Raw genomic sequence first — 21,196 nt, 5'->3', positions numbered from 1 at the left:
TTTGAGGATTTATTCTTCCATCTTTTAACCCCTTGATTTTTTCTCCAAGATGGTATACCTTAGAGAAGTAGGTGAGCATTTGTTTTAAATAACGCTTGTTCATCTCAAAACATCCTTTCTATTGGGTTTGTAGCAAAATTCATTATAGAAAGGATGTTTTCATTTTTAAACCCTAAATTTTTTCCAGTAAAAATCGGAATTTACATATTTCAATTATTATTCATCTAAACCATTACATATCAAGGGGCTACGCCCTATTTATTTTTTAATCTGCGAAACTTCTGGAAAAACATAAGATGGCTAAGTAAAGAATTAAAGGGTCAGGTTAGGATAATTAACCTGCCCCTTTTTAATTTAATCTCTCTTTAATGTTTTATAAATATATAAATTGATACTATAAAAATCTAAATAGAAAAATATTCATTAAAAATTATTCAAAAACATAGAAAATAATAGAAATTTATGCTATAATTATCAAAATAATTTATTTGGATTGGGGTGTTAGTTTGAAAAATGTAAAACTTTACAACATTATTTTACCACTGTGGATGCTTATGTTTTTACCACCGCTTATAATCATATCATTAGTTGGCAACTATGTAATCGATTCACTTGTTGTTATTGGATGCTTTTATGCCTTTAAGGTTGCAAAAACAGGTTTAAATTTAAAGGAGTTTTATAAAAAACATATACTAAAGGTTTGGGGATTTGGATTTCTATCAGATTTTATAGGAGCTTTTGTGATTTTTTTAGTTAATATGTTTGATGGAATATTCAATTTAAATTGGAGATTTGTTGGAAGTGTAAATTTTAACCCATTTGAAAGTGTACTTGCTGTAATTGTAGTATTAATAAGCATAGCAGTTGCTGGATTTTTTATATACTTTTTCAATTACAGATTTGTGTTTAATAAAATTGAGGACAGGGCCCTAAGGCATAAGATATCATTAACATTAGCAATAATCACAATGCCGTGGACATTCCTTATACCTTCAAAAATAATATATTAATGGCATCCATATCACTTATAACATATTGTAGATTAATCTGGGTAGGTATTTAATATAATACCTACCTTTTTGATTGTTTGAAATTATTAAATTTAAATCATAAGGTTTACATTTAGAAATATATTGAATATAATTATATTAGATAAATATCTAATATAATTATAGAGGTGACTTTATGAAAAATTTAGATGAAAATATAATAAAAAACACTAAATTTATATTTAATCCTTGTCTTGAATTTACAATGGCCTTTACGACTATATCTAAACTAAATGAACTAAAAAAGTTAGCTGAGGATTTAAACTATAGTATTTCTGAAGAAAATATAAGTTTGTATGATGAAATGTATAATTCATTGTCTAAATATATGAAATCAGAAATTGAATATTTCAACAAAATATGTATGATAGGAGGAATACTTGCTGCCTACTCTGCAGATTTTGAAGATGTAGAGAATGTAAAATCACTACTTGATGTAATAGACAAATCCGATGAAACACTTTTTTTAAATTACTTAGGAGGAATGTATATTAATGCTCACGAACCAACAAACCACGAAGGATGGGATGAGGTTAAAAATGATATAAAAAAAATGCAGGAATATATTGAGGGTGTAAAGGTTGAGGATGACGAAATAAAGGAATCAGTATCAGAACTTTTTAAAAATCCAGATGAAACAAAAAATAGAATTAGCTTTTTATTTAGAAGCTTTTATGAAAAGATATATATTAAATATGAAAAGAAGGTAGAAGAGATTTGTTTAGGGGGAATTGATAAGTATAAAAAGATATTTTTAGACAATCCAAAGGACTTTATGGAAAAATATCTCTTAGATTTCTTTAAAACAAAAGATGAGGATTGGCAGTATAAAATTAATTTTCACATAAGCTTTTTTAAAGAGCTTTATTTCTGGATTATAAATATGCACGATTATAAACAAAAAGCAGGATGGGTAGTACTTGGAATAAACACAGATAAAATTGTTGAAAAAAAGAGGCAAAATGAGCAGGTGGATAATTTCTTAAAGGCCCTATCAGATCCAAGAAGGGTAAAAATAATAAAGCTTTTGGCAAAAAAGCCCCACTATGGATATGAAATTGCATCAATATTAGAACTTACACCTGCAACTGTTAACCACCATATGAATTTTCTATTTGATGCAGATATAGTGGGATTTAATAAAATAGACAATAAAGTATATTTTACTCTAAAGAAGGATAAAGTAAGGGAGCTTTTAAGACTAACGGAAGAAATACTTCTTGGTGATAGTACAATATTATAATGGGGGAATATGTATGAATAGAGAAATAGAACTAAATGGTGATAGAAAAGTAGGTAGTATATTTTTAAATAAAAGCTTTATGCTTCTTTTCTTAGGAAAGTTGGTTTCGCAGCTTGGTGATGTAATATATAATATGGCAATTGGTTGGTATATACTTACTATAACACAATCTGCTGTACAAATGTCCTTCTATATGGCCTTTGGTACAATTATATACGTTGTAATGAGTCCCTTTGGCGGAGTTATTGCAGATAGATACAACAGAAAAAATCTTATGGTTTGGATGGATATAATAAGGGGTATATCTGTTGCTATTATTGGTATTTTAATGTTTTTTAAAATAGAATCCATTTTACTTCTATATTTATCATCCTTTATATTAAGTATATGTGGTGCAATATTTGTACCAGCTTCAAATTCACTTGTTCCAAGTATAGTTGAGGAGGAACATCTAACAAAGGCAAATTCATTAACAAGCTCCGTAAATAGTCTATCTAATATATTTGGGTTAGTTGCAGGCGGTGCATTATATGCATTATTGGGTATAAAATTTATATTCATATTTAATGCAGTATCCTATATATTAAGTGGAATATCGGAAATGTTTATAGAGTATAAAAACAAAATTAATATAGATAAAAGAGAAGAAAAACATTTTATAAGAGAGCTACTTGATACATTTAAGTATATCAAAAATCAAAGACCTGTTTTTATTGTTATGATGGCAGCAACACTCATTAATTTCATATTAGTGCCAGTATTTGCTGTTTATCTACCATATATTTTTAATCAAATAGCTAAAACATCAGCATTAGAATATTCCTATGTTGGTGCCGCAGAATCAGTAGGTTTTCTTTTAGGTGCTGCAATAATTTCAAGCATACCTCAAAGGGACAAGATAAATGGCTATTTAAAAATTGGTATGATTGTTTATTGTTTATTAATCTTTGTAGCCTATTTAGTTGTTAATAGTTTTATAAAAGGATATATAGTATCTAAAGTATTGGTTACAATATTTGTTATAACAGCCCTATTGCTTGGTGTGTTTAGCTCAATAATGAACATACCCTTTGGTGTATTCATACAGAGAAGGATTCCAAATGAACTCTTAGGAAGGGTATCTGCAATGCTTAATACCTTATCTATGGCGGCTATGCCTCTTGGTATGCTTTTTGGAGGAGCACTTGCTGATATTATACCAATGAACCTACTACTATTGGCTACATCTATTGTATTGGCCGGTTTAACTATAAGTTTATTCTTTATAAAGGAAGTAAATTCCATATAAGTGGCACCCAGGTGAAATGTGACATTATCCAAATTATGTAAATACAAATCAGTTTTTACAAACATAAGCCAAGATGCTTCGTGAATTAAAATATGAAGGGGTATTAAAAAACTACTACCAAAATGTAATAAAATGATGTATAGTAAGATAGTAGCCTATAGAATCAAATAAAACATAAAATAAAGGGCTAAGTTTAAAGTTAAAACTTGCCCTTTGACCTTTTATAGAGGATAATATAGAATAAAAATTTGGAGGTTGTTAAAATGAAGGTTGTTGCGTTTAATGGGAGTCCAAGAAAAGAAGGAAATACATATCAAGCTATAAGTATAGTTAAAGAAGAATTACAAAGGGAAGGAATAGATGTAGAAATAGTTCACGTTGGGGATAAATTGATAAGGGGATGTATTGCCTGCGGTATGTGTTATAAAAACAAAAATGAAAGATGTATAATAGACGACGAAGTAAATGACTGGATTCAAAAGATGAAGGAGGCAGATGGAATAATATTAGGTTCGCCTGTATATTTTTCATCAATAGCAGGAACAATGAAGGCATTTTTAGATAGAGCCTTTTATGTTGCCTCTGCAAATGGAAACTTCTTAAGGCATAAAGTAGGGGCTTCTGTTGTTGCAGTAAGGCGTTCTGGTGGAGTTTCTACCTTCAACCAATTAAACAATTACATAAACTATGCAGAAATGTTAATGCCTTCAACTAACTATTGGAACGTAATCCACGGTGCAAAAGCAGGGGAAGCTTTGCAGGATGAAGAAGGAGTACAAATAATGAGGGTACTTGGCAAGAATATGGCATACCTATTAAAACTTATACAAAATGGGAAGGATAATATAGAGAAACCAGAAAAGGAAAAGAAGGTATACACGAACTTCATAAGATAATTGATAGGTAATAAGTGGTTATATAAAATTTTCTATTATATATTGAGTATGTAATACAAGAACTTATTTTTGTATGCTTTAAGCATAATAAAACGTATATGGTATATATGCAAAACACGAAAGAAGGAGGAATTAAATGAAAAAGGGCCAAGAAATAGTAGTAGAAATTGTTGAAACAGAGTTCCCGGGCTATGGAGTAGGCTACTATGAGGATACAAAGGTTTTGATAAAGGGTGCTCTGATAGGAGAAAAGGTTTTGGCAAGGATTACAAAAAAGAAAACGAAGGTTGAGGCTAAAATAGTAGAGGTTCTTGAGGAAGTAGATTATAAAATAGAAGCACCTTGTCCTGTTTTTGGTATATGTGGTGGATGTACTCACCAATTTATAGATTATAATCAACAGCTTCAACTAAAGGAGCAGCAGGTACTAAAGCTCTTTAAAGAAGCAGGCATTGAAGGCTTTGAATATAGGGGAATAGTTGAAAGTCCAAATGCTTATGAATACAGAAACAAAATGGAGTTTACATTTGGAGATTATGAAAAGGGTGGAGAACTTACATTAGGGCTTCATACTCCTGTTAAAAGAAATGCAGTAGTATCAACTACAACTTGTCTTTTAGTAGATAGGGATTTTAGAACTATCGTTAAATCTACGCTTGAATATTTTAAATCGAAGGAAGTCCCACATTATAATGTAATGAACCACCAAGGTTACTTAAGGCATCTTGTTGTAAGGAAGGCAAAAAAGACCGGAGAGATATTAGTAAATCTTGTTACAACATCACAGCTTGACTTTAATTTAAGTGAGTATGTTGAAGTTTTAAAAAATAATATATATGATGGAATTCTTACAGGTATAATTCATACTGTAAATGACAGCTTATCGGATGCAGTAAAGCCAGATAAGGTAGAAGTTTTATACGGCAGAGATTATATAGTTGAGGAACTTTTAGGACTAAAATTTAAAATTTCTCCATTTTCCTTTTTCCAAACTAATACCTTAGGTGCAGAAAGGCTGTATTCTACTGTTAGAGAATTTATGAGTAGCTCTAAGGATAAAGTTGTTTTCGACCTTTACTGTGGAACTGGAACAATAGGACAAATTGCTGCCAAAAATGCTAAAAAGGTTATTGGTGTTGAGCTTATAGAAGAGGCTGTTGAAGCAGCAAACAATAATGCAAAGTATAATGGGTTAGATAACTGTACATTTATTGCAGGGGATGTAAAAGAAGTAATTAAAAATATAGACGAAAATCCTGATATTATAATTCTTGATCCTCCAAGGCCAGGTGTTACACCAGAGGCATTAAAGAACGTTATTAATTTTAAACCAAAGGAGATAATCTACGTTTCCTGCAATCCAAAGACATTAGTTGAAAATTTAAAGCAGCTAAAGGAAAGTGGATATGATGTTAAGGCATTAAAGATAGTAGATATGTTCCCACAAACTCCACACGTAGAAAGTGTTGTGCTTGTTGAGAGGAGATAATTAAATTAAAGGATAGGGGCAATTTGCCCCTATTTTTTATGTATTTGCTATATGTTTCTGTAGGCAGAGAAAAGGTATTTTAAGAGATGTATGTAAAATAATAGAATTAAATAAAATATAAAGAAGGAATTTGTGATAAAAAGTAGAATACTATACATTATAAAAAGATAAATTAAAATTCTTTATTTTAAAATCAAATATGGAAATATCAAATTTTATTGAGAAATGGTTAGTCTAAATCTTCTAATACTTTAGAACTTAAACAATATATTTAGCTATTGAAGGCTATTTAGGGTTTTTATTAAATTATTTTTAATTATTGGAGGAATTATGAAAGTATTAAATATATGGGATTGGAAGTATAAACTTTTACTATCTGAATCAACTTTTGAAAGGGTAAAGTCTTTTATAAATGATTAGGCTCTTTTATTGTTAAGTTTTTATAATGGTTTATTTTTAAATATTAATTTTTTATTTTATAACAGAAGGAAAATTTAATGTTGTGTTGAATACGTAGTTTAGAGAAAATATAAAGTTAAATGGAAAGGATTTTGAAAATGGGGGTAAATAGAAAAATAAAATTTGATTATTTTCAGGTGTATTTTATTGATAATAAAGGGGATGATTATCTTTTTGATTTACGATTATGGATAGATAAAGTTAAAAATATTCCTTTAGAAAGCAGGAATAAAGTTTGTTATAATGATGAAGCAAGATTAGATAAAATTTTTTATGATGCTGAAAATGATTTTTGGTTTTTAAATTTCGCAAGATTAAGAATACAAAATCCACCATTAAAAGGGAAGATAAACACAGTATTAGAACCCATAAATTTAGATGATGATGAGTATATAGGTGAAGATATTACAATATTATATGATAATAAAAATTATATTATAATGGTTCAGAGAAATTTACATAGTTTAAGTCCAAGTGGAATTGAAAATTACATAAATTTAATGTGGCAAGACCAAAATGGAACGATTGAATTTAGACCTATAATTTTAAATGATACTATATCAAGATTATCAAAAGCTGAGAGTATAAAAAAATTTACAGTAAGATTTGCTAACTTAGAAGAGTTTGTACCAAGTGAAAATATTGGCATCAGGGCTATTATTGATAAATTTAAAGATTTTGATGCAATTATAGGAGAAATAAACATCGGAATAGGGAGAAATAATAAGAAAAGATTAGATAATAGTAAAATAATTGATACAATAAAAGAATTAATAATATATAGGAATAATATAACTAAAGCACAGGTTGCATTCAAAGAAACTGATGATGGTAAAGTAGAATTGATAGACTTATTTGAACATAAAGCACATGATTATATCATTTTTTCATTACAGGAAAGACAAAGTATTGGATTTGAATATATTATAGATAAAATGAAAGAAAGATATATTGAACGAAGAGCAAAATTAGTAGAAAATCTTAAGGTAGGTAAGGTCGATTGATATGTTTAAGAAAATAATTGAAAATGAAAAAACTGAAAAATATTATCCAATTTGTATATCAATAATAATTATTATAATATATATGGTAAAAACTCCAAATAAAATATTGTATCCTAAAAACTTTGAAAACTTATTAAGTGCATTATTAACTATTCAATCTGTTTTTATTGGTTTTTTAGGGGTTACTTTGACGATACTACTTAGTTTAAGAGATGAAAAAATTGTGAGGTATATATATAAATACAAGTCAAAGAAGTTGTTAAGTAAGTATTTTAAATATCCTTTGATGATTGGTTTTATGAGTTTAATATGGACAATAAGTATGTTTTATTTAAAAGAATATGATGAATATTATTTTTTTAACACAACAAACATAAATAATGGAAAAATATTTTTAGGGGTTTTATTATTTATTATGGTATATTTCATACTTTTATCTTTTAGGGTTATTGATATAATTTTTAATATTGTTTTTGTTGAGGAAAATAAGTGCAATTTAAGAGAAAAAAGATTAGATGATATTGCTGCAGAAAAGTTGAATGATGAGTTTAAAAAATAAGTGATATGGCAGCCATATCACTTATTTTTATTCCCCCATAACGCCCAAATGGTCACGCTGGGGTAGATTCAGCATTAGTTGTTTCAAGATGTTTATAGATAAAATTTGCAACACCATCTTCATTATTTGTTAATGTAACAAATCGACACATTCTTTTTATTTCATTTTCTGCATTTCCCATAGCAACGCTAATGCCCGCCTTTTTAAACATAGATACATCATTAAAATTATCTCCAAAGGCAATTACATCATTAAGGCTTATATTCAAATGCTTTGCAAGATACTCAAGGGCATTACCCTTTGATGCATCCTTTGAAACCAATTCAAAGTTATATTTATGGGATATAACAGAGGATAGTCCTTTAAAATTTTTAACATATTCCCTACCATAGTTTAATTTGTTCTCATCAAAGGACATAGAAGAAATACAGCAGAATTCTAAGTCTGAATCTAAGAGCTCATCTATGTCGTTAAAATATTTGATTCCATATTGTGAAAAAATTAAATTCATAGTGATATCTATATATTCTTTAGTTATTTTAGGGTTGTTACTTTTGGCTAACTTATAATCTTCCTTTATAGTATTTTCAAAATCATAATGTAAATATACATTTTTATCCGTAAGTAGCTGTAAAAAGAAGTTATTGTCTATTAACCAATGAATAGCAGCTTTTAGCTCATCCTTTGGTATACTCCAGCTTTTTATCTTTTTACCCTCTATGGTGTGGACTGTTGAGCCATTTCCAGAAATTATATGTGCCTCAATATCAGCCTTTTTTAATATATTTAATACATCAGTGTATATCCTGCCAGTTGCGATTGCAACTTCATATCCGTTTTCCTTTGCAGTCCTTAGAGCCTTTACATTCTCTTTGCTTATTTCGTGCTTAGAATTAAGCAAAGTACCGTCTAAATCAGAAACAATAAGCTTCAATTAAATCCCTCCATTATTTTGCTATAATAAGATTTACTCCATTTTCCTTAAGGGTTTTTATAAATCCTTCATTTGGACTTTTATCGGTAATTATAATATCAATTTCAGATAAACTACATACCCTAAAGGCAGCAGTGTTACTAAACTTAGTGTGGTCAGCTAAAACAATAGTTTCCTTTGATTGCTTTATGATGCTTTGCATAACAGCAGCATCCTCATCATCAGCAACAAATATTCCATTCTTTGTAATAGCAAGTGCACCTAAGAAGGCTTTATCTGCAAAATAGTTTGATAGCATATTAATAGTGTTGTGGCCGTATAAAAACCTGTGTTCTTGGTTTAGCTTTCCACCTAATAAAATGGTATTTACATTAACTTTAGCAGACAAAACATCTGCAACGTTGATAGAATTTGTAATAACATTGCAATTAATATCCTCCATAAGTTCTGCACAGGCCTGAACTGTTGTAGAAGTATCTAATATAACTGTATCTCCCTCTTTAATTAGGGAAGCTGCAACCTTTGCAATTTTATGTTTTTCTTCAACGTCAAAGTGTAGTCTTTCTTTGTATGGTTTTATCCTTTCGTGGGTAAGAGGGAGAATTGCTCCCCCGTGTGTTCTCACAATAAGTCCCTTTTTCTCAAGATTAACCAAATCCCGCCTTGCAGTATCACGTGACACGTTATATAGCTTACATATTTCCTCAACACTAATACGTTTATTTACATGAAGATATTCTAATATATGCTGCATTCTTTCTTCCTGAAACATAAACCACCTCAGTAAGTATTTTACAATATAATTTTAATGCAATATAAGTAAAATGTCAATTTAATATAAGTAATTGTAATTAAATATAAGCGTTTTTATGACTATTATACATATCAATTTTAATTTATTTAAAATAAGATAGTTTTACAGGAAACATTTTGAAATAAAACTGTTAATTAATATAAGTTTGTTTCTCTATTGTCTGCTGATAAATATTTTCTAATTTAACTTGATTAAATTAATAAAAAATCATCATAAAGATCATTAATTATTACTAAATAAAATATAATGTACTAAAAGTGTAGTACAGCTTTTTAGTAAAACGTTTTAATAAAAATTTAAAGTTTTGAATTAAACATATAATTGTTAATCTTAAGCCCTTTTGGGTTTATGATAAAAATTTTATTTAATAAAAAAGAGGAGGTATGAAAATGAAAAGGCTGCTAAGGTTAATTACTGCATCTTTACTAATTTTTTCATTACTATTAGTCGGCTGTGGTAAGAATCAAAACAATTCATCAAATTCTAACCAAGATTCTAAAGACAAACCATTGAAAATTGTTCTTTTAATAAACGGTACTCTCGGAGATAAATCATTTTTCGATTCAGCAAACAATGGTATTGAATTAATCAAAAAGGAATATGGCAGTAAGGTTGAAACTAAGACAATTGAGATGACCTATGACCAATCAAAATGGGAGCCAACTCTTCAAGATGTTTCTGAACAAGACTGGGATATAATAATTTTAGGAACATGGCAAATGACTGAATACTTAGAAAAAATAGCTCCTCAAAATCCAGATAAAAAATATATTATTTTTGACACCTCAGTAGATTATTCAAAGGGAAATCTATCGAATGTATATTCAATTCAGTATAAACAAAACGAAGGTTCATTCCTTGCCGGTGCTTTAGCAGCTAAAATTACAACTTCAAATATGCCAAATGCAAATGATAAAAAAATAATTGGTTTTTTAGGTGGTATGGATATTCCTGTTATTAATGACTTTTTAGTAGGTTACATTCAGGGAGCAAAATATGTTGATAAGGATATAAAAGTAGCTATTTCATATATTGGAGATTTTGCAGATTCAGCAAAAGGAAAAGAAATGGCAATGGCACAGTATGACCAAGGAGCAGATATCGGATTTAACGTTGCTGGACAAGCAGGACTTGGGCAACTTGATGCAGCAAAAGAAAAGAAAAAATATGCAATAGGTGTAGATTCAGATCAAGCATCTATATTTTCATCCGATTCAGAAAAGGCAAACCTAATAGTTACTTCTGTTTTAAAAAGAATAGATAATTCACTTTTAAGAGCTATTAAGATGCATATGGATGGAACTTTAAAGTACGGACAAGCAGAAACATTAGGATTAAAAGAAGAGTGTATTGGATTTGCAGAAAACGAATATTATCAAAAAATAGTTCCAGAAGAATATAGAAAGTTTATAAATGAATTAAAAGAAAAAATAATGAATGGAGAAATAACTGTTGATACAGCATTTGGAATGGATACAAATAAACTTAATGAAATAAGAAATTCAGTGAAGCCATAATCAATAGAGAGTGAGGGTATATACATTTTATGTATATACCCACATTGATAAATAGGGGGAGTTCTAATGAAAAATGAAATTTTAAGAATGGAAAATATAACAAAAATTTATTCAAATGGAATAACAGCTAATAAGGGAGTTTATTTTTCAATATGTGAGTCTGAAATACATGCATTAGTAGGTGAAAATGGAGCTGGGAAATCTACATTAATGAAAATATTGTTTGGTTTAGAACAACCAGACGATGGAGAAATTTATTTAAACAACAGTAGAATATCAATAACTTCTCCGAGTTTAGCAATTAAAAATGGTATTGGAATGGTACATCAGCATTTTATGCTTGTTCCGTCACTTACTGTTGCTGAAAATGTAGTTTTAGGTTTAGAACCCAGAAATAAAGGATTCTTTGATTATAAAAAAGCTGTTGCAATAACGGAAGAATTAGCACAAAAATATAACTTGTTTGTTGATCCAAATTCTATAGTAGAAGATCTCCCGGTTGGTATGAAGCAAAAAATAGAAATATTAAAAGCCCTTTATAGAGGTGCAAAAATATTAATACTTGATGAACCAACAGCAGTATTAACACCTCAAGAAACCGTTGAGCTTTTTAATCAACTAATGCATTTAAAAAATAGTGGACATACTATTATTTTTATTTCCCATAAATTAAATGAGGTAAAACAAATATCAGATAGAGTGACAATAATGAGAAATGGTCGAAATGTAGGTGTTTTTAATACTTCTGATGTTAGTGAAAATGATATATCAAGATTGATGGTTGGTCGTGATGTTGTTTTTAAATTAGATAAGAATATTAAAAAGTTGGGTAAAACAATATTGAATGTAAAAAACTTAAATTATACAAGTGAAACAGGTAAAAAAGTTTTAAAAAATATTAGTTTTAGTGTACGAGGTGGGGAAATATTAGGAATTGCAGGAGTAGAAGGAAACGGTCAAAGAGAACTGGTTGAAATAATTACAGGACTAAGAAATTATTATGAAGGAGAAATAGTAATAGACAATATCCGAATTAATAATTTAAGCATAAAAGAAATAAGAGAATTAGGAACTTCGCATATTCCAGAGGATAGAATGGTTTATGGTGTAGCTGCACAAGGTACAATTGAAGAAAATATCATATCAGATAGATTTTATAAAAAAGAACTAAATCATAGAATTTTAATGAATATTAAAAAGGTAAGTGATATTTCGAAGGATTTAATTAAAGAATATAAAATTAAATGTAGTTCCTCAAAACAGAAGGTTAGTATGTTGTCAGGTGGAAATATACAAAAGGTTGTAGTAGCTAGGGAATTTTCTTCTAATCCAAAGTTATTAATTGCTGACCAACCAACAAGGGGAATTGATATAGGTGCAACAGAATTCATACATAAAAAAATAATACAACTTAGAGATAGTGGAACTGCAATATTATTAGTTTCAGCGGACTTAAATGAAATATTAGAAGTAAGTGATAGTTTAATTGTAATGTATGGGGGAGAGATTGTGGCATATTTTGATGATACAGCTAATGTTACAGAAGAAGAGTTAGGTATGTATATGTTGGGGTTAAAAAGGCAGTCCCATGATGAAATAGGGAGGGTAATTTATGAATAAAGATAATATATTTGAAATTTTTAGAACATTAATGGCCATAGTTATATCGCTTATATTAGCATTTATAATTATTTTTTTTATAAGTAAACAGCCTTATGTAGCTTTGTCAAAATTTTTATTAGGCCCTTTATCTAAAACAAGATATTTTAGTAACGTTTTAGAAATGGCAATCCCACTTACATTTACAGGTTTAGCAATATGTATAATGTTTAAAGCAAATCAATTTAATCTTGGGGCTGAAGGAGCATTTTTTATGGGGGCAGTAACAGCAACAATAATTGGTATAAAATTTAGTCTTCCAGGATTAATACATCCTATTTTGGCAATTGTCTGTGGAGGCATCATTGGAGGAATATTTTTATTTATACCAGCTTTTTTAAAAGTAAAATGGAATGCAAATGAATTAGTTTCATCTCTAATGTTAAATTATGTAATGTTTTATTTAGGAATATACATTGTAAATTATTATTTAAGAGATTCAAATGCAGGTGCGATGGTATCTTATAAGCTTAAAACAACAGCTCTACTTCCAAATCTTATACCAAAAACACGATTGCATTATGGAATTTTAATAGCAATTCTTATGATAATAATTACATATTTCTTCCTATTTAGAACTAAATGGGGATATGCAATAAGAATGGTAGGTTTCAATAGTAAATTTGCAATATACTCAGGAATTAATAATAAATCAGTTATTTTGTATTCGCAAATAATTGGAGGTATTATAGCGGGAATTGGAGGGGCTACAGAGTTGTTAGGTATGTATTCAAGATTTCAATGGCAAAACCTACCAGGATATGGATGGGATGGTGTTATTGTAGCTATTTTATCAAGAAACAATCCTGTTTTAGTTCCTATTGCAGCGTTTTTTCTCTCATACTTGAGAATTGGAGCAGATTTAATGGCAAGAATTACTGATGTACCAAGCGAGGTAGTATCAGTTATACAAGCATTAGTTATTATGTTAGTAGCAGCTGAAAGCTTCCTTGCTAAGTGGAAACATAGAGTTATAGCTAAAAAAGCTATTGAAGAAATAAAAGCTGAGGAGGTTAATATGAATGAACAATATATTTAAAATAATATTTTCAACAAGTTTTGGATATGCAATTTTAAGAGTTACAACACCTATATTATTTTCAGGGCTTGGAGCTGTTATATCTGATAAAGCTGGAGTAATAAATATAGCACTTGAGGGTACAATGCTAACATCAGCATTAACTGGTGTTATAGTAAGTGCCCTTACACAAAGCACCTTTTTTGGTGTAATTGCGGCTATACTTTCTGGTATATTCGTTTCGTTATTACTATCATATTTTTCTTTAAATTTAAAAACAGATATAGTATTAACAGGGATTGCCATAAATCTTCTTGCAAGTGGAGGAACAATTTTTATTTTATACTTAGTAGCACACGATAAGGGTATATCAACATCATTAAATAGCAAAGTCATTCCAAATGTAACAATTCCATTACTTAATAAGATTCCAATTTTAGGTCCAATACTTTCAGGGCATAACATTTTAACATATCTTTCGTGGATTTCAGTTGCTATTGTATATATTTTGCTTTACAAAACACCACTTGGTGTTAGAATCAGAGCTGTTGGAGAAAATCCAGAAGCTGCTGAATCAGTTGGAATTAATGTAAATAAAATAAGATATATTGCACTTTGCATTAGTTGTATTCTTGCAAGTTTTGGTGGAGCTTATATGTCAATGGGATATGTATCTTGGTTTTCAACTAATATGACTTCAGGAAGAGGTTTTATAGCACTTGCGGCAGAAGCAATGGGTAAGGGTAATCCAGTCGGGACTCTTCTTACTTCTCTTCTTTTTGGTTTTGCAGGTGCATTATCCAATAATTTGCAATCGCTTAGAATACCATCAGAATTTGTTCAAATGATTCCATATTTAGCTACAATAGTTGGATTGGTTATTTATTCTATTAGAAAAACCAATATGCTTAAGTACAAAAAGGAGGTGCAGAATGCATGAACAGAAAATCAGTAATTATAGATTGTGATCCTGGACATGATGATGCTATTGCATTACTAATGGCATTTGCAAGTGAAAAGTTAGATGTTAAAGCAGTAACTGTAGTTGCAGGAAATCAGACTATAGAAAAAACGTTTAAAAATGCTCTTAAGGTTTTAAGTTTTGCAGGTATAAATATAGAAGTTTCTAAAGGATCAGAAAAGCCGTTATTTAGAAATTTGATAGTTGCTCCAGAAGTACATGGAGATAGTGGTTTAGATGGTCCTTCAATTCCAGATCCAATTTTACTACCAAGTAAAAGGAACGCTGTTGAAACAATTATTGATATTTTAAATAAGAGTGAAGATAAGGTAACAATAATACCAACTGGACCTCTAACTAATATAGCAAAAGTACTGTTGGTTTATCCAGAGGCCAAAGAAAAGATAGAAAGAATTACAATGATGGGTGGTTCGTGTATTGCAGGAAATTGGACCCCAGCAGCTGAATTTAATATTCTTGTGGACCCAGAAGCAGCAAAAATAGTTTTTGACTCTGGTATTCCAATTACTATGTGTGGCCTTGATGTAACTCATAAAGCTCAAATATATAGAAATGAAATTGAAAAAATAAGGAATATTGGTAATAAAGTAGCTACTATGGTTGCAGAGTTATTGGATTTTTTTAGTAAATTCCATGAACAAGTTAATGATAAGTTTGGGTTTAAGGGAAGTCCATTACATGATCCTGTAGCAGTTGCGGCAGTAATTGATCCAACACTAATAAAAACAAAGTTATGTCATGTAGATATTGAAACAAAGGGGGAATTTACAACAGGAGCAACTGTTGTTGATTACTACGATGTTTTACAAAAGCAAAAAAATGTTGAGGTAGCATTGGATATAGATAGAGAACGATTTATAGAATTATTATATGAACTGCTTAAAAAATATAATTAATAAAAGAAAAGAGGTGGTAGTATGAAAATACCAGTTATAATTGATTGCGACCCTGGTATAGATGATGCGATAGCAATATTTATGGCTCTTGCTTCAGATAAATTAAATGTTAGGGCTATAACAACTGTAGCAGGCAATGTATCTATAGATAAAACAACGAATAATGCTTTGAAGCTTACTGAATATATTGGATGTGATGTTAAAATAGCAAAGGGTGCATCAGAACCTTTAAGTGGTAAGAAGATACATGCAGAATTTGTACATGGAGAATCTGGGCTTGGTGTGTTTAAAATACCTGATGCAATGAAGCAGATATATTATAAGAATGCTTATGATACTATTTACGAAGAGGCGTTAATTTTAGAAGATAAATTACAAATAATAGCACTTGGACCTTTAACCAATATAGCTATAACAATTTTAAAATATCCTGAAGTTAAATCAAAAATACAACACATTACGTTAATGGGAGGCTCGGCAGGATATGGGAACCATACTCCAGCAGCTGAATTTAATATTTATGCAGATCCTGAAGCGGCAAAAATTGTATTTGAGTCTGGAATACCAATTACAATGGTTGGATTAGATGCTACTAATAAAGCATATTTAACTGAGGAGGATTTGAAAGAGATAAAATCTTTTAATAATAGGGCTTCGGAATTTACTTTTTGCACTATGATGGAATTTCTTAAATTTTGCAGGAAATATGGATACGATGGTGCATTAATGCATGATCCAACGGCTGTTGCAGTAGTTTTAGATGAAAGTTTTATAAAAAAACAACATTTACGTGTTGATATAGAGACAAAAGGAGAATTTACAAGAGGAAAAACAGTAGTTGATATTTATAAAATAAGTGGCAAAGAACCAAATGCCTATGTAGTATTAGATGTGGATAGAGTCAAATTTGTTGAAATAGTTAAAGGTTTATTAAAAAAATATACAGAATAAATAAGTAGAATTATATAAATGTTAGTTTCAAATAAGTAGCTCTCGAATACATAATAAGTTAATTTAAGAAAAGTTATTAAAATTAAAATAAATAAGAAAGAGAGTGATAATATGAGAGCTACAATTAAAGATATAGCAAAAAAGGCAAATGTATCAATAACTACTGTATCATTAGTATTAAATAAAAAAGATAGTAACATAAGTGATGAGACACGCAATAAAATCATGAAGGTAGTTGATGAACTTAATTATACTCCAAATAAAATAGCTAAAGGGCTTATTACAAAAAAAACAAATACTTTTGGGCTTATAATTCCAGATATAGCAAATCCATTTTTTCCTGAAATAGTTAGAGGCGTAGAGGATGTAGCAAATAATAATGGATATAATTTAATTCTCTGTAATACTGATGATAATCCGAAAAAAGAAGAAAAATATACTAAAATTTTGATAGAAAAGTGTGTTGATGGTATAATATTTATAAGTACATCAAAGTCGAAAGACAACAATATAAAATTGTTAAAAAAATACAATGTACCATATGTAGTACTGGATAGGGATGTGGACAATCCTGATTCACCATATATACATACAGATGATGAAAAGGGAATGTATGAGGTGGTTAAATTTTTGATAAAGAATGGGCATAAAAAAATTGCTTATATTTCAGGTCCAAAAGAAAACACTACTTCGCAAAAACGAAAAAATGGCTATATAAAAGCCCTTAAGGAAATGGGAATACCAATTAAAAATACAATTATTAGAGAGGGTAACTACAAAATAGATGGTGGACAATATTGTATTAAGAGTTTATTGGATTCTAAAGAAGAATTTTCAGCTGTTGCGTGTGCGAATGATCTAATGGCAATTGGTGCTATGGAAGCATTAAAAAGTAGGGGAATCTTGATACCAGATGATATTTCATTAACAGGCTATGACGACATATATATTTCTAAAATAACTACCCCAAAACTTACAACAGTTGAACAACCTAAATATGAATTAGGTCGTATTTCAACAGAAACATTGCTAAAAATTATTTATGGAATAAAGGTACATCCAATAGAAATAAAATTAGAACCTAAATTAATTGTGAGAGATTCTGTTGCAGTCAAGAGGTGATTAGTTTGAAAATTGTAGTTGTTGGAAGTATTAATTTAGATTTTACACTACAAGTAGATAAACTCCCAAAAAAAGGAGAAACTATTTTGGCAAAAAATTATAAAATATCTCTTGGAGGAAAAGGGGCAAATCAAGCAATAGCAGCAAAAAGATTAGGTGCAGATGTATTTATGATAGGTGCTGTTGGGAGTGATGATAAAGGGAAATATGCTTTGAATAAATTAGAAGAAGAAGGATTGAACTTATCAGGAATATATCAAATAGATGATATTACTGGGAATGCAGTAATTACAATAGACAACCAAGGATTTAATACTATAGTAGTATATCCTGGAGCAAACGAAAAATTAAGTACACAATGGGTAGAAAAACATAGTGCATTATTTAAAGAAGCGGATTTTGTAATTTTACAATTAGAAATTCCCATAGAAACAGTTGAAAGTGCAATAAGACTTGCAAAAGAAAATAATACAAAGGTTATCTTAAATCCAGCACCAGTTAAAGATATTTCAGAAGAAATTTATAAATATGTAGATTGTATCACTCCAAATGAAACAGAACTATTTAAAATGACAGGAACAGGAGATATACAGCAAGGAGCAAAGAAATTATTAGAAAAAGGGGTAAGGGAAGTTGTCGTAACCCTTGGCGAAAAGGGATGTTATTATACCAATGGTAGCGAAGAAATTATTATAGATTCAATAAAGGTAAATGCGATTGACACTACGGCCGCGGGAGATTCTTTTAATGCTGCATTAGCAGTTGCCTTATGCAAATTTAAAGATATTAAAAGAGCTTTAAAATATGCAAATGTTGTAGGAGGGTTAACTACTACAAAACTTGGAGCAAAGGATGCATTACCATTTAAAAATGAGGTTGAAGATTATATAAAAAATAATAATTATATTTAAAAAATAAAGTAGGGGTTATAGATATCTAACTCCTACTGTATTTTTATATTCGCTTAGATAAGTTTAGTTAATAATTTTTAACTATATAGTTCAAGATAAAACAAAAATAGGAAGTAAAATCACTTAAAATGGGAATTTAAAGAAGGTTTTAATTAAGGGAAATACGCATTGAGACTGTTATGTAGAAAAATGTTGAAAAATAAATATTTAAATATCTTATATAAATGGTATAATAGTTTAATGTAGCTATTAAGTTTTAAAAATAATTAACATAACAAAGGGGGAATGTAACAATTATATAAAATTAAATTTTTAAATATGTAATTAGATTAGTTTGTTTGAGAAATTATTTTTTTATAACTTTAATAGTGCATTATTTAAAAGAACTAATTAGATTGTGTGAGGTGATAGTATTTTGGATACAAAAAAAATACTTGATAAAAAAAATAATATATATGGATTTTTAATGATTATTCTAATTATATTATTTTTGCCAGGTTGTAGTTCGAAAAGTACAAAAATAGATAATAATTATTTTATTGCTGTTAAATATAAAGATCATTCTAATGCAAATGCAGAAGTTATAAATGCAGTTAATAATAAAAAAGATGAAATAAAAATTGGACGATATTTGTCTGATAATACTATAGAATATATTCCAGAGATTGATACAATACTATTCGTAGATCAAAATGGTAAACTTTTTGCTAAGAAACCACAATCTGAAGCAGTAGAAATTAAAAATAATATTAATTATTTTAGAGTATTGGGTATATATAAAAATTTTTTACTTTTAGCTAATTGTGCGTTAGATACTGCTGTTGCAGATATTTATTTAATAAATATGGAAAACTGGGAAGCTGAAAAATTAATTTCAAATGCAGTGTTAGATTTAAAATACTCTAAAGATTTCTCAGTTATTGTCTATGATGATTGGCAAGACATAAAAATATATAAAAAAGGTCAAGAAGCTAAAAAAATTACAAATAGTTTATATGATGGAGGTAGATTTGATTTATCTCCTAATGGAAAAATATTGGTTTATTGTGACGGAAAAGGTACATATGTTTATAATGTAGAAAATGATGAAAAAGAAAAAATCTCAAGTAAAAAATATGAACAAGTAACATTTATAAATGAGGATACTTTATTATTTGTTATGGAAAATGAACTTTATGAAATGAAAGTTGGTAAAGAACCAGAGAAGATTATATCTAATATTAATGATTATAAATACTCTTCTAAAGGTATTTATTTCACAGATGAAGATAAAAACTTATATTTTCTAAAAGATAAACAAAAAAACAAAATTGCTTCCGAAGTTAAAGAATATTTTGTTAATGAAGATGGTAGTATGATATTATTCATAAATGATGAAGATATTTTATATAGAGTGGAAAACCTTGGGGACAAACAAAAGATCAGTTCTGATTTAGAAAAGTATAGTTTTAATGGTGAAAGATTTGTTGGATTAAACAAAGATAATGAATTGTATGTTATAGAAAAAGGTAAGGATGCAGTAAAAATTGATACTGACGTAAATAATTTTGAATTACCTACAAATACAAATAATGTCGCATATATAAAAGATAATTCAGAAATGTATCTATTAAAGAATATAAAGTCAAAGCCACAGAAAGTTATTGATAATTTAAAGGATTATAATTTTATAAAATATGGCGAATTAATTTTATATGAAAAACAGTTAGAATTAAATGATGTTGAAGGAATTTGGAGGTTTAATGTTGAGACGCAAAATATAGATCCCAAATTTGCATCAGCATTTATCAAAATTAATGGAGATACTCTCGAACTTTATGCATTTGATAAAATTTTATTTAAAGCAAGTGTGCTACTTGATGCACATAATTCAGAGGAGGGTAAAATTGTATTTATTAGTAAACAAGTATATGACTTTTCTGATTTACCTTACAAATACTATTATGCTGCTTTAGATTTAATAGATTATTTTAGCAATGGAATTGAGATAAAATTTGACGGTAAAAGTATAGAGGATGATAATTATAATGCTTATGAGAGGGTAGAAGAAATTTATTTTGATAAAAACAATAACTAAAACAAAAAATAAACAAATATAAATTAAGAGAAAATACAAATGATGTTAATCAAAAAAATATGGTTGACATCATTTTTTATTGGCTCTTTGTCAATTGTTGGGGCGGGTATTCAATTAGAATGCCTGTCCTTTCTTGTTTGAGAGTGATTTTATAAAGATAGGTTGGATGGGGGAGAGTCCCCTGCAAAAAATTGCAGGACAAAAAGACCAACGGGAGTTGGTTTTCTAAAATTTGGTATTATAATTTACTTTAATTACAGCAATGAAGAATTCTATTTCTAAACCTATCAAAGTTTTTAAAGCCGAAGGCATTTCTTTTAATAACTTT

The 21,196-nt window shown here is 28.9% G+C and carries 18 protein-coding genes; 16 read left to right on the top strand and 2 right to left on the bottom strand.

Features of this window, described 5'->3' with window-relative positions:
- Positions 1-506: 506 nt before the first annotated feature.
- The 7 genes from BUB63_RS10080 to BUB63_RS10050 all read left to right on the top strand — a co-directional run bounded on the left by BUB63_RS10080 (position 507) and on the right by BUB63_RS10050 (position 7,987).
- Positions 507-1,010 (top strand): hypothetical protein, encoded by a 504-nt coding sequence (locus BUB63_RS10080; protein ID WP_200790231.1) that lies wholly within the window; start codon positions 507-509, stop codon positions 1,008-1,010.
- 175 nt (positions 1,011-1,185) lie between these two features.
- Entirely contained in the window at positions 1,186-2,292 is a 1,107-nt protein-coding gene (locus BUB63_RS10075; RefSeq protein WP_073249532.1) for an ArsR/SmtB family transcription factor, read from the top strand.
- 13 nt (positions 2,293-2,305) lie between these two features.
- Positions 2,306-3,580 carry an MFS transporter gene (locus tag BUB63_RS10070; protein ID WP_073249530.1) on the top strand — a complete coding sequence of 425 codons (1,275 nt, stop codon included), beginning with the start codon at positions 2,306-2,308 and terminating at the stop codon, positions 3,578-3,580.
- A gap of 263 nt (positions 3,581-3,843) precedes the next feature.
- Complete coding sequence (locus tag BUB63_RS10065) at positions 3,844-4,476, top strand: flavodoxin family protein (RefSeq protein WP_073249528.1); 633 nt, start codon at positions 3,844-3,846, stop codon at positions 4,474-4,476.
- Between the two features lie 136 nt (positions 4,477-4,612).
- Positions 4,613-5,965 carry a 23S rRNA (uracil(1939)-C(5))-methyltransferase RlmD gene (rlmD, locus tag BUB63_RS10060; protein WP_073249526.1) on the top strand — a complete coding sequence of 451 codons (1,353 nt, stop codon included), beginning with the start codon at positions 4,613-4,615 and terminating at the stop codon, positions 5,963-5,965.
- A gap of 557 nt (positions 5,966-6,522) precedes the next feature.
- Positions 6,523-7,428, top strand: coding sequence for a DUF6731 family protein (locus tag BUB63_RS10055; protein WP_073249523.1), 906 nt, complete (start codon positions 6,523-6,525; stop codon positions 7,426-7,428).
- 1 nt (position 7,429) lies between these two features.
- On the top strand, positions 7,430-7,987 hold the full coding sequence (locus BUB63_RS10050; protein ID WP_073249522.1) for a hypothetical protein: 558 nt from the start codon (positions 7,430-7,432) through the stop codon (positions 7,985-7,987).
- Between the two features lie 52 nt (positions 7,988-8,039).
- Here BUB63_RS10050 and BUB63_RS10045 read toward each other — a convergent pair whose 3' ends face one another.
- Both BUB63_RS10045 and BUB63_RS10040 read right to left on the bottom strand, forming a co-directional pair.
- Positions 8,040-8,921: a Cof-type HAD-IIB family hydrolase gene (locus BUB63_RS10045; RefSeq protein ID WP_073249520.1), complete on the bottom strand. Its 882-nt coding sequence runs from the start codon at positions 8,919-8,921 to the stop codon at positions 8,040-8,042.
- Positions 8,922-8,934: 13 nt separating this feature from the next.
- Positions 8,935-9,693 carry a DeoR/GlpR family DNA-binding transcription regulator gene (locus tag BUB63_RS10040; RefSeq protein ID WP_073249518.1) on the bottom strand — a complete coding sequence of 253 codons (759 nt, stop codon included), beginning with the start codon at positions 9,691-9,693 and terminating at the stop codon, positions 8,935-8,937.
- A 431-nt stretch (positions 9,694-10,124) separates the two neighbouring features.
- Between BUB63_RS10040 and BUB63_RS10035 the strand changes: the two genes are divergently transcribed.
- The 9 genes from BUB63_RS10035 (at position 10,125) to BUB63_RS09995 (ending at position 20,868) form a co-directional block, all read left to right on the top strand.
- Positions 10,125-11,252: a BMP family ABC transporter substrate-binding protein gene (locus tag BUB63_RS10035; RefSeq protein WP_073249517.1), complete on the top strand. Its 1,128-nt coding sequence runs from the start codon at positions 10,125-10,127 to the stop codon at positions 11,250-11,252.
- Positions 11,253-11,318: 66 nt separating this feature from the next.
- The gene (locus BUB63_RS10030; RefSeq protein WP_073249515.1) at positions 11,319-12,872 is read left to right on the top strand and encodes an ABC transporter ATP-binding protein; all 1,554 of its coding nucleotides are present in this window, start codon (positions 11,319-11,321) and stop codon (positions 12,870-12,872) included.
- On the top strand, positions 12,865-13,950 hold the full coding sequence (locus BUB63_RS10025) for an ABC transporter permease (protein ID WP_073249513.1): 1,086 nt from the start codon (positions 12,865-12,867) through the stop codon (positions 13,948-13,950). Before BUB63_RS10030 ends, BUB63_RS10025 begins: the two co-directional genes overlap by 8 nt.
- Complete coding sequence (locus tag BUB63_RS10020; protein WP_073249511.1) at positions 13,934-14,869, top strand: ABC transporter permease; 936 nt, start codon at positions 13,934-13,936, stop codon at positions 14,867-14,869. Before BUB63_RS10025 ends, BUB63_RS10020 begins: the two co-directional genes overlap by 17 nt.
- Complete coding sequence (gene rihA / locus BUB63_RS10015) at positions 14,866-15,807, top strand: pyrimidine-specific ribonucleoside hydrolase RihA (RefSeq protein ID WP_073249510.1); 942 nt, start codon at positions 14,866-14,868, stop codon at positions 15,805-15,807. The genes BUB63_RS10020 and rihA overlap by 4 nt, the downstream gene beginning before the upstream one ends.
- A gap of 21 nt (positions 15,808-15,828) precedes the next feature.
- Complete coding sequence (locus BUB63_RS10010) at positions 15,829-16,758, top strand: nucleoside hydrolase (RefSeq protein WP_073249508.1); 930 nt, start codon at positions 15,829-15,831, stop codon at positions 16,756-16,758.
- Between the two features lie 111 nt (positions 16,759-16,869).
- Entirely contained in the window at positions 16,870-17,880 is a 1,011-nt protein-coding gene (locus BUB63_RS10005; RefSeq protein WP_073249506.1) for a LacI family DNA-binding transcriptional regulator, read from the top strand.
- Positions 17,881-17,885: 5 nt separating this feature from the next.
- On the top strand, positions 17,886-18,791 hold the full coding sequence (rbsK, locus tag BUB63_RS10000; protein WP_073249504.1) for a ribokinase: 906 nt from the start codon (positions 17,886-17,888) through the stop codon (positions 18,789-18,791).
- 415 nt (positions 18,792-19,206) lie between these two features.
- Positions 19,207-20,868 carry a TolB-like translocation protein gene (locus tag BUB63_RS09995; protein ID WP_073249502.1) on the top strand — a complete coding sequence of 554 codons (1,662 nt, stop codon included), beginning with the start codon at positions 19,207-19,209 and terminating at the stop codon, positions 20,866-20,868.
- The last annotated feature ends 328 nt before the right edge of the window (positions 20,869-21,196 follow it).

It is taken from the genome of Caloramator proteoclasticus DSM 10124 (genome assembly GCF_900129265.1).
Classification (GTDB): domain Bacteria; phylum Bacillota; class Clostridia; order Clostridiales; family Caloramatoraceae; genus Thermobrachium; species Thermobrachium proteoclasticum.
This window is presented reverse-complemented; position numbering and strand designations above follow the sequence as displayed.

Coding starts and splice junctions, on each gene's coding strand:
- BUB63_RS10075 (WP_073249532.1), top strand. CDS start 1,186: ATGAAAAATTTAGATGAAAATATAATAAAAAACACTAAATTTATATTT.
- BUB63_RS10070 (WP_073249530.1), top strand. CDS start 2,306: ATGAATAGAGAAATAGAACTAAATGGTGATAGAAAAGTAGGTAGTATA.
- BUB63_RS10065 (WP_073249528.1), top strand. CDS start 3,844: ATGAAGGTTGTTGCGTTTAATGGGAGTCCAAGAAAAGAAGGAAATACA.
- rlmD (WP_073249526.1), top strand. CDS start 4,613: ATGAAAAAGGGCCAAGAAATAGTAGTAGAAATTGTTGAAACAGAGTTC.
- BUB63_RS10055 (WP_073249523.1), top strand. CDS start 6,523: ATGGGGGTAAATAGAAAAATAAAATTTGATTATTTTCAGGTGTATTTT.
- BUB63_RS10050 (WP_073249522.1), top strand. CDS start 7,430: ATGTTTAAGAAAATAATTGAAAATGAAAAAACTGAAAAATATTATCCA.
- BUB63_RS10040 (WP_073249518.1), bottom strand. CDS start 9,693: ATGTTTCAGGAAGAAAGAATGCAGCATATATTAGAATATCTTCATGTA.
- BUB63_RS10035 (WP_073249517.1), top strand. CDS start 10,125: ATGAAAAGGCTGCTAAGGTTAATTACTGCATCTTTACTAATTTTTTCA.
- BUB63_RS10030 (WP_073249515.1), top strand. CDS start 11,319: ATGAAAAATGAAATTTTAAGAATGGAAAATATAACAAAAATTTATTCA.
- BUB63_RS10025 (WP_073249513.1), top strand. CDS start 12,865: ATGAATAAAGATAATATATTTGAAATTTTTAGAACATTAATGGCCATA.
- BUB63_RS10020 (WP_073249511.1), top strand. CDS start 13,934: ATGAACAATATATTTAAAATAATATTTTCAACAAGTTTTGGATATGCA.
- rihA (WP_073249510.1), top strand. CDS start 14,866: ATGAACAGAAAATCAGTAATTATAGATTGTGATCCTGGACATGATGAT.
- BUB63_RS10010 (WP_073249508.1), top strand. CDS start 15,829: ATGAAAATACCAGTTATAATTGATTGCGACCCTGGTATAGATGATGCG.
- BUB63_RS10005 (WP_073249506.1), top strand. CDS start 16,870: ATGAGAGCTACAATTAAAGATATAGCAAAAAAGGCAAATGTATCAATA.